We start from the raw sequence: 15844 nt of genomic DNA on the forward strand, positions 1-15844 counted from the left end.
CCATCTGGCATTTGAAAAGTTAGGAAATCGCGATGAAATGACAGCGATCCGCAATGAACCGCAGATCTTCAATTCTTCGGAAATAAGTCAAATATAGAAAGGGCATTGCCTAGGCTGTCTTAATATCGGAGGAAGGGCAAATGGAAATCGCGGAAGCCTCTCTTACAGCCGAAGATGACAAGGGGAATGGCGATCCAGGGTCTACGCTAAGGGCCAGCCGTCTCCGCATCGGAATCTCTACGCGCGCTCTTTTTGATCTGGAGGAGGAACATCGCGTATTCGAGAACTACGGCGTCAAGTCGTATGCGGCCATGCAACTCGAACGCGAGGACGTGATCCTCCGCAGGGGTGCTGGCTTTGAGGTAGTCGAGCGGTTACTCGCGCTGAACGATCCTGAGGCTGCTCCGTATGTTGAAGTGATCCTTCTGTCCCAGAACTCGCCCGACCTCTCTCTCCGAGCGTTCAAGTCGATCGATCATTATGGGCTTGTCGTCAAGACAGGCAGTTTTACTAGCGGGCGGTCACTCGCTCCTTTTGTTCCTGCTTGGGGCATTGACCTATTTCTCTCAAACGCGGACACGGATGTAAAAGGAGCGGTGGACGGCGGAGCAGCCGCTGCTCGGCTTGGCTTGGCGCCCAAGGATCGTGCCGAAACACCCCAGGGCGAGGTCCGGGTCGCGTTCGACGGCGATGCTGTAGTGTTTGGCCCCGAGTCCGACGCAATCTACAAAGAAAAGGGCCTGGAGGCTTTCCTTGCGCATGCGAGCAATCCGATGGCGCGCGGCCCGTTTGGCAATTTTCTTCACAAGTTATCGGCATTGCGCCGAGTTTTCCTTAATGAGGGCAACGTGAGTAAGGTCCGCATCGCACTTGTCACTGCCCGGAACGCCCCTGCGCATGAGCGCGTAATTCGGACGCTGAGAGCGTGGGGAACACCAGCTGACGAGGCGCACTTCGTAGGCAGCCGTGAGAAAGCACCCATCCTGAAGGCGCTCGGGGCCCACATTTTCTTTGATGATCAAGAGAAGCACGTTTTAGGCGCGGCGGCAGTGGTTCCTGCCGGCCATGTTCCCGGACCTCACGATCCGGCTGCGCCGGTAATCCCGGCCGGCTGATTCTTCAGGATTAGATCTCGTTCGCTTTGACTGAGCGTCCGAACGTGACGGCATGCGATCTGGGCATAGTGGAAGCCGAACGGCGGCTTTGCGCCCAATGGCAGTCATTCGTACGGTCCCGTCCATTCACCAAAAGCGGACCATGGGGCGGAAGTATAGGTGAGCATTCCGTGCCGGCGAGCGCCGCCAACTGCGTGCGACTGCCCTGTAAGCCGGAGGTCAGAGCGTCTTGCTCATAAGCAGGATAGGAACCGGAGCCCCGCCACGCTCGTCGAAGAATTTCTTGACGGATTGGTACCCGCAGGCGCGATACAGTGGCTCTCCGGCCGCGGTAGCTGCCAGCTCAGCACGGGCGAAGCCCTCGGCCTTGGCGGCACGCTCACAAAGCGCAAGGATCAAGTGGCCGACCCCCCGCCGGACAAAGTCCGGATGGGTGTACATGGCTCTGATGCGTGCTGCGTCCTTGGCAGGATCAAGCAGCGCTGCATCACGTCCAGGCGACTGATCTCCACCATACATCGTTGCGCGCCGGCTCCAACCGCCGCAACCTGCCAAAACGCCGTTGTGCTCCACGAGGAAGTAAGTGCCGTCGTCGACAAGTTGTGTATCCAGCCCCATGATGGCCCGGCTGGATTGGATCTGAGCGTCATCTAGAAAGGGCTTCTGGAGTTCAGAGATCGCCGCGTCCATGAGCGTAATCAGGGCCGGGAGATCCTCCCGTTGTGCTTTCCGGTGCCGAAAGTCTTCACTTGCCATGTTCAAGTCTCGATTTGACGAATTTCGTTCCGGCAGAAGAGACCAAATATTCGCTGCTGCGGCAGCCTCGAGACGCTATCCACTGCGGCCCCGACGGCATAGCCGTGACAGTCATTCTGGCAGCCCCGCCATGCGATAGCCTTCCACGATATGCCGTCGGACGTCCTCGGCCGGGAAAGGCTGCGAAGCTGACCAATGCCTGATTGTGAAGTGCGGATTGCTTATCATGAACATTTCCGCCTCCCAGCGCGCCTCCTCCAAACGGCCAAGTTGCGCAAGGCTTGCTGCAAGCAGGCGTCGTGAAGTCGTGCGATAAGTTTCGGGTCTCCGCAACGTTTGAACCGCGGATTCGTAGTCGCCGATGGCATACTGAGCCTGGCCCAACATCCAGTAGTACCAACCGGGCGGGTGAGGGTTGAGCCGCAGCGCCTTGCGCACCTGCTCTATGGCTTCGGCAGGCCGGCCGTTTTCCGTCGTCAGTTCAGCTTGCATTGCCCATGCGTCGGCGTGGTTGGGATCCAGCTTGTGGGCGGCGGCGAATTCGGCATCCGATTCCGCCCAGCGACCCTCATGTCCTAGTATAACGCCCAATACCCATCGGTTCCCAGCGTCATTCGGGTCGAGTTCGACCGCCTGCTGTGCTTCGGCAAGCGCACTTGTGCGATTGGGGTCCATCGGTTCGTCCCAGAACTCCCAGCCCAGCCAGAGGTTGAGTGCCAGCCAACGATGCGCCTCCGCATATTCCGGATCGAGCGCAATTGCCCGGTTCAGCAGGAAAATGGCTTCTTTCGCGGTGAGTGCCGTTTGCAGGCCCAAGGCCCGTGCACGCACACATAAATCATAGGCCTCCAGGTTCTTCGGTCTGTTGCGCCCCGGCGCGGCGGTCAGACGGCCCACCAGAGCCTCGACAATCTTGCCGGTCACCTCGTCCTGAACAGCGAAGATATCTTCAAGGCTTCGGTCGAATCTTTCGGCCCAAAGGTGGTCGCCCCCGATCGCATCGATCAATTGAGCGTTGATACGCACCCGTCCAGCTGCCCGCCGTGCACTACCCTCAAGAAGATGGCGCACTCCCAGTTCTCGCGCGATGCGACGCACATCCATATGCCTGCCCTTGTATGCAAAAGCCGAGTTGCTGGCGATAACAAACAACTCGCTGTTCCTCGACAGATCCGTGATCAGGTCTTCGGTGAGGCCGTCGACAAAAGCCTCCTGCTCCGGATCGTTGCTCATGTTCGTAAAGGGAAGGACGGCGATGGAGGGCTTGCCGGGGAGCGGCAGCGGCGCTTTCTCTGCCGGTCCGCCACTTTCAGATGAGGCCGATAACCGAATCCGGTAAACGGATACCGGTTCGGCAACGTTCTTGATCGCTTGCGGACCGAGTTCGTCGAAGTCGCATTCAAGCTTTCGCTTGACTTGATCGTAGACGCTGCCGGAGACGCAGATATCTCCGGCCCCGGCCATTGCCTGAAGCCGCACTGCGACAACAACGCCATCGCCGAACAGATCGCCGTCCTCGACAACGACATCGCCCAGATTGATGCCGATATGCAGGTTGATTTGTCGGTCGAACGCCAAACCCTCGTTCGCGGCCATCATCCGCTTCTGGAGTTCGACGGCGCATGACACCGCGTTCACTGCGCTTCCGAACTCGACTAGGACGCCATCACCCATCACTTTTACGACACGGCCGTGACGGTCGCGGACCAGTGGTTCCAGGATCTCCTTCCGCCTCCTCTTTAACGCGTTCAATGTTCCTTGCTCGTCCAGGTCCAGAAGTCGGCTGTAGCCCACCACGTCGGCGGCCAATATGGCGGCAAGACGGCGTTGGGCGCGTTCTTCGGCCATTTCGCTTTGCTTTCATTGAAAGCAGAAAAATGGGATTGTATGACGTCTATTTCAAAAGTCTATCAGGCTGACTTTGAAGCTCGATCGGCAAGCCGCTACATGGGGTGATCGCGTCACGTCGGTCGATCATTCACTTTCTTGTTTACGCGGTCGCGAGGACGATACCTCAAAGACGGAGGGGCCTCAGCCGAGCCCGCATTGTGTCGTTTCGGAACCGGGTGGACCAATCAATTTAGGGTCATGTTGAATAAAATGCAGAGTGGAACTCAACGCCGACCTGTGCCAGGGTCCCGCCTCATCACAACCAGTCCAAAGAGAAGATCGCCCCCTTTCACCACTCTTTCCTTCGCGGCGCCCAACGGCAGGCCGTGGCCCGCCCGTTCAGTCATGCGCTCCGGATTGCGGCGCGGCCAATTTAACGGTCGATGTAATCCCCCGTTTACCGCTCTGGAGTGCGTGGCGGCACCTGATCTAGGAGTGCGATCTCATCGGTCGCTGCTGGCAGTTCGCCCCTTGGCGTCAGCTTGTCGACCGCCTCGGGCAAGTCTTTAGTGATCCGGGCAATCAACTCATCGCGCGACAGACCAGTTTGCATCGAAAGCGCAGTGAGAGTGTCCTCGTCAATTGCCGTCTCCACGTCCTTCGGGTCGATCGGTTCGTTGGGTCCGGTACTAACCCACGAATCGACCTTCGATCCCGCTCCTGCATTTCTGAAGCGGTCGAGGATGTCCCCAAACGCGGTCCCGGAGACGCCCTTGGACAGCTGATCCAAGAGCCCGCCTTGTGTGTTGTTTGGATCTCGATTTCCCGCGCCGCGGATCAAGTCACCGATCTTATCGCGATTTTGGTAAGCAAGAATGCCAAGCATCGCGACAGCCAGTCTTCCCAGATTTGCCATTGGTTTCCTCCTTAGCTAACAGGAAGAAGGCTTCGAGGCTCGCAAGGTTCCGCCTGCTGGAGTTAATAGACCTCTGGAACACGCTCAGCCTTCTCCTCCCGGAATTCTGCAGCGAAGCGCGCCGCAAGTTTTCCTCGCCGCGCCAGTGCTTCACACGGCAATCAACCCTGGGGTTTTAAGCGGCGCAATGATAAGGAGGAGGGAGCGGAACCTGGCCAGCTCGCTGTCGCTGTCATTCCCAACGTTTGCCCAACCAGTCTTCAAGCCCGTTGTCCGGCTCCTATCTTCAACCGAGTGCCGCTCTCACGCCCCATCTTAGCCTCAAATTACACACCCGCTCTTCGGAGGTGCATTGAGCTTCTCTAGCTGCGGGACATATGAAGCGCAACACGATCTCGTCCTTCCGATTTGGCACGAAACAGAGCCAAATCGGCGGCATTGACGAAATCGTTTGGCGTCTCGTTCTCGGTGGGCACCGCTGTTGCGGCGCCAACGCTGATGGTCACGCGATCCGGGCCGTGGGGTATGTTCAATTCCCGCACGCTCTGGACGAGCCGCTCTGCGATCGCGCTGGATTGTTCCAGTAAAGTGTCGACCAGCACGATGACGAACTCTTCGCCTCCGTACCGCGCAGCGAGATCGGTGGAGCGGCCGGAACCACTCTGGATTACGCGGGCGATTTGCTTGAGCACCTCGTCGCCGGCCATATGGCCATAGGTATCGTTGTATCGTTTGAAGTTGTCTGCATCGATCATCAACAGCGACAATGGGGACTGTGCGCGAAAAGCGCGCTTCCATTCAGCCGCCAGATATTCGTCAAAATAGCGCCTGTTGCCTAGACCCGTCAGGCCATCGATCCGCGTCAGACGTTCAAGCTCGAGATTTGCACTGATCAGCTGTCGCTGGCTTTCCCTTAGCGCTCGGTACGCCGCGTCTCGCTGGACGTGATCCAGATAGGCCCGCGTGTGATATCGAATACGTGCAATCAGCTCGATACGGTCCGGCAGTTTGACGAGATAGTCGTTCGCTCCCGCAGCGAACGCCTCGCCCTTGGTGGCTGGATCTTCCTTGCTCGACAGCACAATGACTGGGACCGCGCGTGTCGACCCATGCTTCCTGTATTCTCGCACCAGATGCAGCCCATCGACCCCGGGCATGACGAGATCCTGCAGAATAACCGTTGGCTTTACCTCATCCGCGACCGCCATCGCTCTCAATGGGTCGGTGCAGAAGTGTAAGGAAATATCGGGCGCGGTGGCTAGAGCGCGCCTGACCGCCTCGCAAACCATGATCTGATCATCGATGAGCAGAACCATGGATGAATAATTATCTGCGAGTGGCGGGACCAGCTCTGGTTCTTGCGTCATCGGACGGGCCCTTTCACGTGGAGCGCTCGCAGGCTTCGATTATACGTGAGCCGATAGCACTCAAAGGAAGAATATCAACAGCCGCGCCGATGTCGGCGGCGGCCTTCGGCATGCCATAGACGGCACTGGTTGCTTTATCCTGCGCGATTGTGAGATGCCCCTTGTCGCGGAGCTGTCTCAGCCCGCGCGCACCATCCCTGCCCATGCCTGTGAGCAGAACACCAGTCACCGAGCCGGGCCACCATTGCGCCGCACTTTCGAAGAACACATCTACGGACGGCCGATAAACATTGTCCTTGGGGCTGGGCGTATAGCCAAGTTGCCGAGCTGACTTGAAAACCAGATGATCCGCAGAACTGGCAACGAGAACGGTGCCGGCTTGAGGACTATCCCTTTCCCGCGCCGGACTGATCGGGAGAGGCGTATGCTGCCCCAGCCAATCAACGAGGCCTGGAACGAACTGAGCATCGAGATGCTGGACGAGTACAATCGCGCCGCCAAAGTCAACGGGAAACGAACTCAGGACTGCGGCAACGGCAGCCGGCCCGCCCGCGGAGGCACCGATTGCAATCAGGCGTCGAGGTGTCGGCTCAGCCGCACGTGACATCCGCCTTTTTGCCTGGGTCGGCGCATCACCAATCAGCTTGCCGATCGTCCCTATCTTGTTCGTCAAAAGCCGGGCGGATTGCGAGGACGCGTTACCTTCGATGCCCACTGAGGGAATATCGACTGCGTCAAGCGCGCCATGACCCATTGCTTCGTAGACGCCGGCGAGGTTGGCTTCGATACTAGCGGTCACCAGCAAGATTGAGCACGGGGTTTCCGCCATGATTCTGCGGGTCGCTTCCACGCCGTCCATCTCTGGCATCGCTAGATCCATGAGTATGAGATCCGGCAGATCACGTCTGCAGACCTCGACCGCCTCTCGCCCATTGGTCGCGATCCACGCGACCTGATGTTCGCCGGTCGACAGGACCAGTCGACGCAGAAGTTCAACCGCCATGGGCATGTCGTTGACCACGCCGATTCTCATTCGCTGGCTTCCCATCTCGTTCTCATTCAACCGCCTCGCCAATCATGTCCACGACGGCATGGATCAGCGCCTCGTCCTGAAAGCTACTCTTGGTCAGATAATAGTCCGCACCTGCGTCGAGCCCGCGCGCGCGATCTTCTTCCCGATCCTTGTATGAAACGATCATGATGGGTGTGTTCTTAAGATGAGCGTCCTTTCTGATCGAACTCACCAGCTCGATGCCATCCATACGAGGCATGTCGATGTCGGTGACGACGAGATCGAAAGGACCAGACCGGACGGCATTCCACCCGTCCATACCGTCGACCGCAACTTCGACCTCATAACCGTAATTGCCCAGCATCTTGCGCTGGAGTTCGCGAACCGTCAGTGAATCGTCAATCACGAGCACGCGCTTGCGCCTGCTCGCTTCGGGACCGCCCGCGGCGCGCCGAAGAGTTCGAAGTCCGCTGGATGATGCAAGCTTCTCCACCGATCGGATCAGATCGTCGACGTCGAAGATCAGAACAGGCGAACCGTCTTCCATCAGGGCTGCTGCGCTGATGTCCTTGATCTTGGCAAACCGTGGGTCCAGAGGTCTGATCACCAACTCGCGTTCCCCGAGAAAACGGTCGACGATCAGGCCGTACGCATCGCCCCGACCCGCATCCACGACGACGACCGAGAGTTCGTTCGGTTCCGATCCGGGCTCACCTCGATCCAGCACCTCGCGCGCGGTGACCAGCCCGATCTGTCGATCATTCAATCGAAAATGTGGCCGGCCCTGCAGGAGATTGATCTGCGTCCGCTGCAGTTTCAAAGTCTTGGAAATGGCAGCGAGTGGAAAAGCATAGGGCTCCCCATCAACATCGACGAGCAGCGTGCGCAGGACCGACAACGTCAGCGGCAATTGCAGTTGAAATCGGGTTCCGTGCCCAAATTCTGAGGAGACGCTTGCGACTCCCCGGACTTCCTTCGTCATGGCTTGCACTGCATCAAGCCCCACACCGCGACCGGAGACGTCGGTAAGGCCCGCTTTCATCGAAAAGCCTGGCAGAAACAGGAATGCGAGCAATTCGGTTTCGCTGAGTGTGTCAGCACTTTCCCTGGTTGCAAGTTGCCGGGCGACGACGGTCTCGCGCAGCTTCGAGAGCTCGACCCCCCTGCCGTCGTCCACCACGGCTATCTGCAGCAGCCCGGCATTATGCCTCGCTTCGAGCCTGATGAGCCCCTCTTCGGGTTTCCCCATCGCGATGCGCTCCTCAGGCGGTTCAAGCCCATGGTCTACAGCGTTGCGCAGGAGATGCCCCAAAGGGGCATCAAGCTGCTCGAGAATATCGCGGTCGATGCCGGTCGAGCCGCCTACAATCTCCAGTCGCACCCGCTTGCCAAGGGTACGACCGAGGTCGCGGATCGTTCTCGCATAGTGTCGCACGCCGTCCTCAAAAGGCCGCATCCGGCTCGCCAACGTTTCGTCGTACAACCTGTTGGCAAGATCGGTCGCTTTCCGATCAACTGAATCCAATTCATCGAGACGCTCCGCCAGGAACGCTTGGTTTAACCGAAGCTTTCGCTGCGCCTCAGCCAGCGCCTCCATCACCGCCGCATGGTTTAAAACCGGCGGCAGCACTGCATGAAGATTGTCGAACGCACTTGCGAGGTCCGATTGAAGTCGCTTCAGCCGTAGCAGCCCATCAGCGAATGGCCTGAGCCGCCGAGCTTCCATCAGCGACTCGCCAGCCAACCCGAGCAATCGGTTCAGGCTGTCTGCCGTCACCCGGACCATTCTATCAGAGCCGATGCTGCCGTGCGCTTGCGGTACCGCCGCAACTAGGACGTTCGCTGAAGAGGTCGTCGCCAGTTGCTCCTGGGCATGGTCTGGAGTTGCGAAATCAGCTGCAGAATCTTGGGTCCCGGGCTTTGCCTCGGGGAGGGACAATTCCTCGAACTTCGCGAGAAAGCTTTCTACTTCTGAGTTGGCACTCTCGCTCGATGATCCCGATGCGATCAATTTCAAAAGGTCAGAGCCCTGCAGAAGCGCATCTATATGCTCCCGTCGCACCCTCAGATGCCCACGTTGCGCTGCGACCAGACAGTCTTCCATCGCATTTGCAACTTTGACCGCAGGCATCAAGTCGATGATGCGGGCAGCTCCTTTCAGGGAATGCGCGGCACGCATGCATGCTTCCAGGGCGTCGGGGGCGATAGGATCGCGTTCGAGTGCCAGAAGCCCAGAGGTTAGAGCCTGTGACTGCGTCTCCAGTTCGGCCTGGAAGAGGGTGAGCATCGAAACCTGGCTGAAGTCTCCATCTGTCATGCGATGCTCCGGTCAAGCATCGTGAGCAGTTGTCGTGGATCGAGACAGCCAACGGCTCGTCCCTGCCACGGCAGCACGGCAACTGTAGCGGCCGACACTGCCTTGCCAATCGTGGCCGGAACATCGAGAGTGTCGCGTTCTTGGTACCGATGTAAGCCGTGGATCTCGTCAACCGTAAAAGCAACCCGCTTGTCGTGCTCGCCTACCACGACTAGGCGGCGAAATACCTTGGTGCGTGTGCCTTGTTCCCCCTCCTTGCGCTCGTCTATCCCGAGCAATTCGGCCAGGGACAGGCAAATGAGCAATTCACCACGGACATTCGCAATACCGAGCAGTGCACTGTTCCTGCGGTGTGGAAGTGAATGAACGCGACGAGATTCAGCCACTTCATGAAAAATACCGACCGGCAGTGCAAGCCATTCGTCCCCCAAACGGAAGAGAACGGCCGTCTGCAGCGCGTCGCTGTCTGTCGAATGGATCCCTGCACGATCAGCGTTATCATGCCATTCGTCGCGGTATGCCGAGGGCGCTGCACGGTCAAGAAGGCGTCGTGCAATCTTCTTGTAGGTCGGGCAATTCCGGCAGTGGAGATGCTGCTCCAGTAGCGGACATGACTTGTCGCCCCGTACGCCTATTTGCCGCCAGCAGTCGTCGATTGCAATCTCCTCCACCGGCTGAGCGATCTTTGTCGAAGCCGCCATCAGCCGCCGCTCCTTTTCTGGACCCGACCCAGCCGGCCGGCCAGCGCCTCGGCGCCGTTATGGTCGCCTTGCTTGCTAAGCAGCAAGGCCAGATGGACGAGAGCTTCTCGATGATTTGGTGCGAGATAGAGCGCCTTGCGATAACTTCGCGCGGCTTCGGGTGCAGAACCATCCGCATCTTGGACGAGGCCCAGCAGGTAGAAGATTTCCGCGGAAGGACCGAATTCCTTGAGATGCGCCAGGGCGACCTCCTGTGCCTCCTTTACCCGTCCTGCATTGGCGATCCGTTCAACCGCGATGAGGCTTTCCGAGGCCTGTGCAAGCGGCTTGGTCGGAGCCTGCCTACGGCCTTCATTGCCAATTGTCGGTCGGAACGGAAGAAGAGGCTCGCTCATGTTGACCTTCGGGCTTGGCGCCCGCACCGGGACGGCGGCCGGAACTTTCGGCGCCGTGGTCTTGACGGCCTCCGATTTCAGAAAGGCAAAGGCCAATGGCCATTCAGCGGAAATAAAGCCATGCAACCTTGGAAGAGCTGCTTCCGCCGGACCGACCAGAAGAAGTCCGTCCTTGGCCAGCAGGTCCTTCAGGCAGCTCAATGCGCGATCCTGCAGCTCTCGATTGAAGTAGATCAGCAAATTGCGGCAAAGCAGGATGTCATAGACCTCTTGCCCGAAAGCGCGAGAGCCGAACAGGTTTCCTACCCTGAACCGAACCTGTTTCAGCACCCCAGCAATAGGCCGCAACCCGCCCTCAGCCGCTTCGAAATAGCGATCTTTAAATTCGAGATGGCTCCCGCGAAACGAATTGCGCCCATAGATGGCGCGTTCAGCCGTGGCGATATTGCGACTGCTGACGTCCACGCCATCGATCTTGAACTCGTGCGCCTCAAAGCCGGCATCGAACATCGCCATGGCGACCGAATAAGCCTCTTCGCCGGTTGAACATGGCAGGCTCAGGACTCTTATCGGCTGAGCAGGCTTGTGCACGCGCGCATGCCGCGCCAGCATCGTGAACGCTTCTCGGTCGCGAAAGAACCAGGTCTCTGGGATCACCACCGCATTGATCAGCTCCTGCAGCTCCTGCGAGGAAACGGTCAAGTGTTCCCTATAGGCCTGAGGGTTGGTTATCCGGCATGCTTCCATCCGGTCTCTGACCGCCTGACGAACCACTGTCGGACCAACACTGGCACTGTCCAGTCCGATGGTTTCCATCAGGAGCTTTTCTATTGCGCCGGTCATTGATCACCTATTGCGGCCTGGCGGAGCAAAGCGGTACGAATCTCTTCCGAAAGCAGCGCTTCCACTTTGACCCACTGAATGATCTCCGAACCATCGGAAGCCACCGGCCCAAGATAGGGCGGGGTTCCTTGTTCAAGTCCGAACGGCGCGAAATCGGCAGGGTGTCGCTCGAGCGTATCCGTCACCCGTTCCGCGATCAGCCCCAGCAGGCGTTGCTCGCCATCATGCGCCGGATAGCGCGTCACAACGATCCGGGTGCTCAATAGGCGCTCCGATGGCCGGCCAAGCGCAAGATGGGTAACATCGATCAGAGGGATGGGTATTCCGTTATAGCTGACCAAACCCACCACACCAGTTGGCGCACCCGGAAGAACTTTCACATCGAAATAGGGCAGCACCTCTTCAATTTGGTGGACATCGATCAAGTAGCGATCCGGACCCATGCTGAAGGCGAGGAATAGCATTGTCACCTCCTACTGCCGACTCGCTATGCTCGCAGCTTGAACCTCGAAATGCTACTTCGCATGCCGCCTGAGACTTGATTGAGCTCGTCGATCGCGAGCGTCGATTGTTGAAGGGATTCGACTGTTTGCTGAGCTGCCTCGCTTAGCTGGGTTAGCGTGTCGCTGATCTGCCCCGCGCCGGTCGCCTGTGCTTGCATGCCTTCATTGGCGACTTCGAAACGTGGCACCAGCCCCTGAACCTGCTGAATGATATCGAAGAGTTGCCCGCCGACCTGCTGGATTTCCTGCATACCCCGGCGGACCTGCTCGGAAAACTTGTCCATGCCCATCACCCCGGCCGCGACTGCCGACTGGATGTCCTTGACCATCTGCTCAATATCGTAGGTGGAGACAGCCGTCTGGTCCGCGAGCCTTCGGATTTCCGTCGCTACAACTGCAAAACCCCGGCCATATTGGCCTGCCTTCTCAGCCTCGATGGAAGCGTTGAGCGACAACAGATTCGTCTGATCGGCGACTTTTGTGATGGTCGTCACCACCTGATTGATGCTGCCGGCTTTCTCACTCAAGATCGCGAGTTTGGAATTGATCGCGCCGGCCGCTTCCATGACTTGCTGCATGGTTTCTTCCATACGGGTCAGCCCGGCTTGACCTCCGCCGGCGACGGCAGCCGTTTGTTCGGCAACTGTGGAGACCTCGTTCATCGTGCGGACCAGCTCGTTTGATGTGGCGGAGATTTCCTTGGCTGTCGCGCGGATTTCTGTTGTGGTCGCTGCGATTTCAGTCGCAGTTGCCTGCTGTTGCTTGGAGGTGGCGGCGATCTCAGTTATCGACGTGCCGACCTGTATGCTGGACCTTTGAACCTGACCAATGAGGGTTGTGAGATCGTCCGCCATTGCGTTGAAGCCGTCGGCAAGCACACTGAATTCGTCTCGGCGCATCAGATCGAGGCGTTCGCTGAAGTCGCCTTGCCGCATCAATTGAACCGCGTTGACCAAACGGGTGAGCGGACCTGTAATGGCGCGAAACAGCTGGTAACCCAAAAGAAGGGCTAGCCCGAGGGCTACCAACAAGCCAACACTCAAACCGACTTCGGCCGTTCTAACGATCGAGCTGATCCGCTGGGTCGCACTGTTTGCCTCGCCTCTATGATCCTCAACCATGGCCTGCAGAGCGGACTGCAATTTTACAAAAATCGGCTCTACGGTGTTCTTGAGGGCCGGGCTTTCATTGGGAGTTTCACCTTTCGACAAGGCAGCCCGGCTTGTGTCCAGCACAGCAGTTTCAGCCAGACGGAATTGGTTGGCGAGTTCTTTGACGAGTGCATAATTCTGCTTGTCGATGTCGGAGACGATTGTTGCCTCATAGTCGTCCATCGATCGCTGCACTTGGTCGCGATTGGTCGTGATCGCGCTTTCAAGCGTGCTTCTGTCCGACGGGTTTTCCTGAAGGGCAAATTCCTGAAGCAGACTATGGGCCGCCATCTGGCCCGTCATGATCTCGGTGCTGTGATAAAGGTCCGGTAGGATGCCCTTCTCGACCTCAGTCGCCTCCTGGCCCGCCTGAAGAAACCAGGCGTACGCCATGACGGCTATCACGGACATGACCACCAGAACGGCAGCGAAACTGACGAGGATGCGGTGGCGTATTGTCAGACTCTTCATGGAACCGGTTCACCAATGGGGGCATCGTGGGCTGCGCGACAAGCGCTCGTTCCGACGTATTCGAAAAGGTGCGTCGAAAAGCGGCAGTCTGATGCTGAATGGTTTCTTTTCCGTTCCATCGCAAATGATGGAGAGGCGGCTCGCCAATCGGCGGCGCCAGAAGCGGTGGTCAAGGACGTCCTGCCGTCCACGCACATCAGCCCGACATCGGCTAGGGTGGCACGCCGCGTCAAGAGGAGCGTGTATGAGCTACTTGTGGCCATGAGTTGAATGACTGCTTAGGTCAGCTCGATGCCCGAAAGCCGACCTCCCGCTTGCGGCCCAGAGTCGCCAGTCTGCAATGCGCCTCATTTCGGCCAGAAGGTCGACATTTGCCGCGTCCAAAAGCGTACATCGTGATGATCGGCGTTCTGACGGTCTGTCTGCGCCAGCGACCGTCAGAACGCTGCTTGAGAAGAGGTACAGAATCACATCAAATATCCGTGCCTTCAGTCCGATCTCCCGGCTCTGCTGGATCAGCAAATGCCCTGCAGATCGCTCTGGGCGGCCTCGAATATTCCCGCGCTTTGCCTCCAGACAGGCCGCCGGAGGTAATGATCCTCGGCCCCGCGCTTTTGGCTAGTATTTGATAACGAAAAACCCGCTTCGGCGGCTTTTTTACTCAATATCTTTTTTTTAGTCCAGCGCGTTTCGTGTACTCAGCAAATTTCACTGTTTCGTTTCGGGTGGCGTCTTAGCTGGTCTAAATGAGCGGTAAATCGCGCCGAAAATAATCCCCACTGCTATCCCAACAAAAATGATTAGCAACGCTCCACCAGTGGTGTTTGGCGCAATGATCGTCATCGCAATGAGCCCAAGCACCAATCCGACCACTCCGGACACACCGAACCCGGCTATGAAATCTAGGAAGGGCGTCACTTTACACCGACGACTGAAAAGATCAGGGACCCGTAGTGATCCGCCCACTCGCGAGCTGTTGCGATCAAGCTTCTATCGAACGTTCCCGATCTCCAAAGCTCGGGCCTGTTTTCAATTTCCACTACCCACCGGTGCATGATGTCACTTGCCATCTTGTATTCGGTCACTGTTGAAAGGTCGGCTTTAAGAACCACAGCACCAGGCTTTCCGATTTGCGTCGGCGGTGCCCACGCAATCAGAAAAGGCCCGTCGCCGTCGACAGCAACGCCGCTTGCAACTGCATCGCGGACTGCCTTTTGCGAAACAGCCAGTCCATAATCCTGAAGGGCTTCGTCGCAGGTCCTGGTTATGTTCGCCTTGGTTGCGGCCTTTGCATGCTCGGCGCTGTCCATCGGCCATACCGTTACCATTTGGGCCGCTGTAGGGACGACGAGCGACGACGACGGCAGGACGGCATTCACAAACGCCTCGCACAGCATCTTTTGCCGTTCCTGGTCGTAGATGGTAACTTTCGATTTGAATGCCAGAATCCCATAAGCCGCGAAATTAGTGGGTGGATATTCGTTCGGTCCGGCAAAGATCCTAGAGGCGTGAATTTCGTGAGAGGTGTCTGGAGCGCCGGGCGAAAGTACTTTGTCGACCGCGTAGACCAAGCCGTTCGTCTGTTTCACGTCGCTGGCAACGAGACTGGCAATGTCGCCAAATTGGTCCGTTACAGAAATATTGCTTCCTGCCGCCCGAAAAGTGAGAGAGCATCCCCCGATTGTGTCGACCGAGTAGGCTCCGTTGTTCGCGGCTATCTCAGCGAGGATCGCGTCGGTACTCAGATCTCCGGAAATCACATGACACTTTAGGATTTTGGAGAGTTCGTTTTTAGCTTCGGGCGCAAGAAGAACCTGCACTGCACCTTGCTGCAATCTTGCAAATGCGGCGTCTGTCGGCGCGAGAACAGTGAACGGGCCTTTACCCTCCAACGTCTCAACCAGCCCGGCCGCTTTCACAGCTGCTATAAGGGTGGTGTAGTCCTTGGAAAGAGCGGCATTCTGGATGATATTGTTGTCGGAAGTCGTCTGGGCGCGTGCTACCGCCGTCTCAACCGTCTGGGCGTTTCCGACCGCCACCTGACTTATCAGGATGCACACTGCAAAAATCAGTCGACGCTTCATGCCAAACTCCGCCCAGAGAGAGCGAATTTATCATAACCATCAGTTTTGATAAGTGACCTTGGCTATTTGCCCAAGGCGCAGTTCTTTGGACGTTTGGCCTTACGATTGCGCCACCAATGAAACTGCGGGAGGCGGTGACATCACTACTGCAATGGCGCGCCAAGGATTTTCAACGCGAGTTTAGGGGCCGCGAACGGCCCCGTCTGAGGATCATCATACCGTAAGCTGCCTGTTCGCTCTCTGCCAGACAGGACGTTCGGCACGCCGACTCTTGATGTCGGCTTCGAGGCGCATTTCAGACATTCAGTCAGTCGAGGGCCGCATCGCACCTGCCTGAGAGTTTCGCTCGAGTTCGGCCGGACTCATCCTATCGCTGTCATCTT

12 protein-coding genes are annotated in these 15844 nt (G+C 57.9%); 1 reads left to right on the plus strand and 11 read right to left on the minus strand.

The genetic code is table 11. The features are described from left to right. Positions 1 to 140: 140 nt before the first annotated feature. The gene (locus NKI66_RS15440) at positions 141 to 1115 is read left to right on the plus strand and encodes a 5'-nucleotidase (protein WP_352752115.1); all 975 of its coding nucleotides are present in this window, start codon (positions 141 to 143) and stop codon (positions 1113 to 1115) included. Positions 1116 to 1334: 219 nt separating this feature from the next. Here NKI66_RS15440 and NKI66_RS15445 read toward each other — a convergent pair whose 3' ends face one another. From NKI66_RS15445 to NKI66_RS15495, 11 genes are all read right to left on the minus strand, one after another. Beyond that, positions 1335 to 1871 carry a GNAT family N-acetyltransferase gene (locus NKI66_RS15445; protein WP_023809638.1) on the minus strand — a complete coding sequence of 179 codons (537 nt, stop codon included), beginning with the start codon at positions 1869 to 1871 and terminating at the stop codon, positions 1335 to 1337. A 111-nt stretch (positions 1872 to 1982) separates the two neighbouring features. After that, on the minus strand, positions 1983 to 3719 hold the full coding sequence (locus NKI66_RS15450; protein WP_023809637.1) for an adenylate/guanylate cyclase domain-containing protein: 1737 nt from the start codon (positions 3717 to 3719) through the stop codon (positions 1983 to 1985). 439 nt (positions 3720 to 4158) lie between these two features. After that, on the minus strand, positions 4159 to 4617 hold the full coding sequence (locus tag NKI66_RS15455; RefSeq protein WP_023809636.1) for a YidB family protein: 459 nt from the start codon (positions 4615 to 4617) through the stop codon (positions 4159 to 4161). Between the two features lie 362 nt (positions 4618 to 4979). Beyond that, complete coding sequence (locus tag NKI66_RS15460; RefSeq protein WP_023809635.1) at positions 4980 to 5933, minus strand: response regulator; 954 nt, start codon at positions 5931 to 5933, stop codon at positions 4980 to 4982. Positions 5934 to 5997: 64 nt separating this feature from the next. Then, positions 5998 to 7017 (minus strand): chemotaxis response regulator protein-glutamate methylesterase, encoded by a 1020-nt coding sequence (locus NKI66_RS15465; protein ID WP_127297587.1) that lies wholly within the window; start codon positions 7015 to 7017, stop codon positions 5998 to 6000. A 22-nt stretch (positions 7018 to 7039) separates the two neighbouring features. Then, on the minus strand, positions 7040 to 9313 hold the full coding sequence (locus NKI66_RS15470) for a hybrid sensor histidine kinase/response regulator (RefSeq protein ID WP_023809633.1): 2274 nt from the start codon (positions 9311 to 9313) through the stop codon (positions 7040 to 7042). Then, positions 9310 to 10014: a chemotaxis protein CheW gene (locus NKI66_RS15475; protein ID WP_127297588.1), complete on the minus strand. Its 705-nt coding sequence runs from the start codon at positions 10012 to 10014 to the stop codon at positions 9310 to 9312. The genes NKI66_RS15470 and NKI66_RS15475 overlap by 4 nt, the downstream gene beginning before the upstream one ends. Next, entirely contained in the window at positions 10014 to 11252 is a 1239-nt protein-coding gene (locus NKI66_RS15480) for a CheR family methyltransferase (protein ID WP_352443092.1), read from the minus strand. The genes NKI66_RS15475 and NKI66_RS15480 overlap by 1 nt, the downstream gene beginning before the upstream one ends. Then, positions 11249 to 11716, minus strand: coding sequence for a chemotaxis protein CheW (locus NKI66_RS15485; protein WP_127297589.1), 468 nt, complete (start codon positions 11714 to 11716; stop codon positions 11249 to 11251). Before NKI66_RS15485 ends, NKI66_RS15480 begins: the two co-directional genes overlap by 4 nt. Positions 11717 to 11739: 23 nt before the next feature. After that, positions 11740 to 13377: a methyl-accepting chemotaxis protein gene (locus NKI66_RS15490; RefSeq protein WP_023809629.1), complete on the minus strand. Its 1638-nt coding sequence runs from the start codon at positions 13375 to 13377 to the stop codon at positions 11740 to 11742. Between the two features lie 914 nt (positions 13378 to 14291). Next, positions 14292 to 15461, minus strand: a complete 1170-nt coding sequence (locus NKI66_RS15495; protein WP_352443095.1) for a fasciclin domain-containing protein — start codon at positions 15459 to 15461, stop codon at positions 14292 to 14294. Positions 15462 to 15844: the final 383 nt, after the last annotated feature.

This window comes from Mesorhizobium sp. M0518 (assembly GCF_040321125.1).
Classification (GTDB): domain Bacteria; phylum Pseudomonadota; class Alphaproteobacteria; order Rhizobiales; family Rhizobiaceae; genus Mesorhizobium.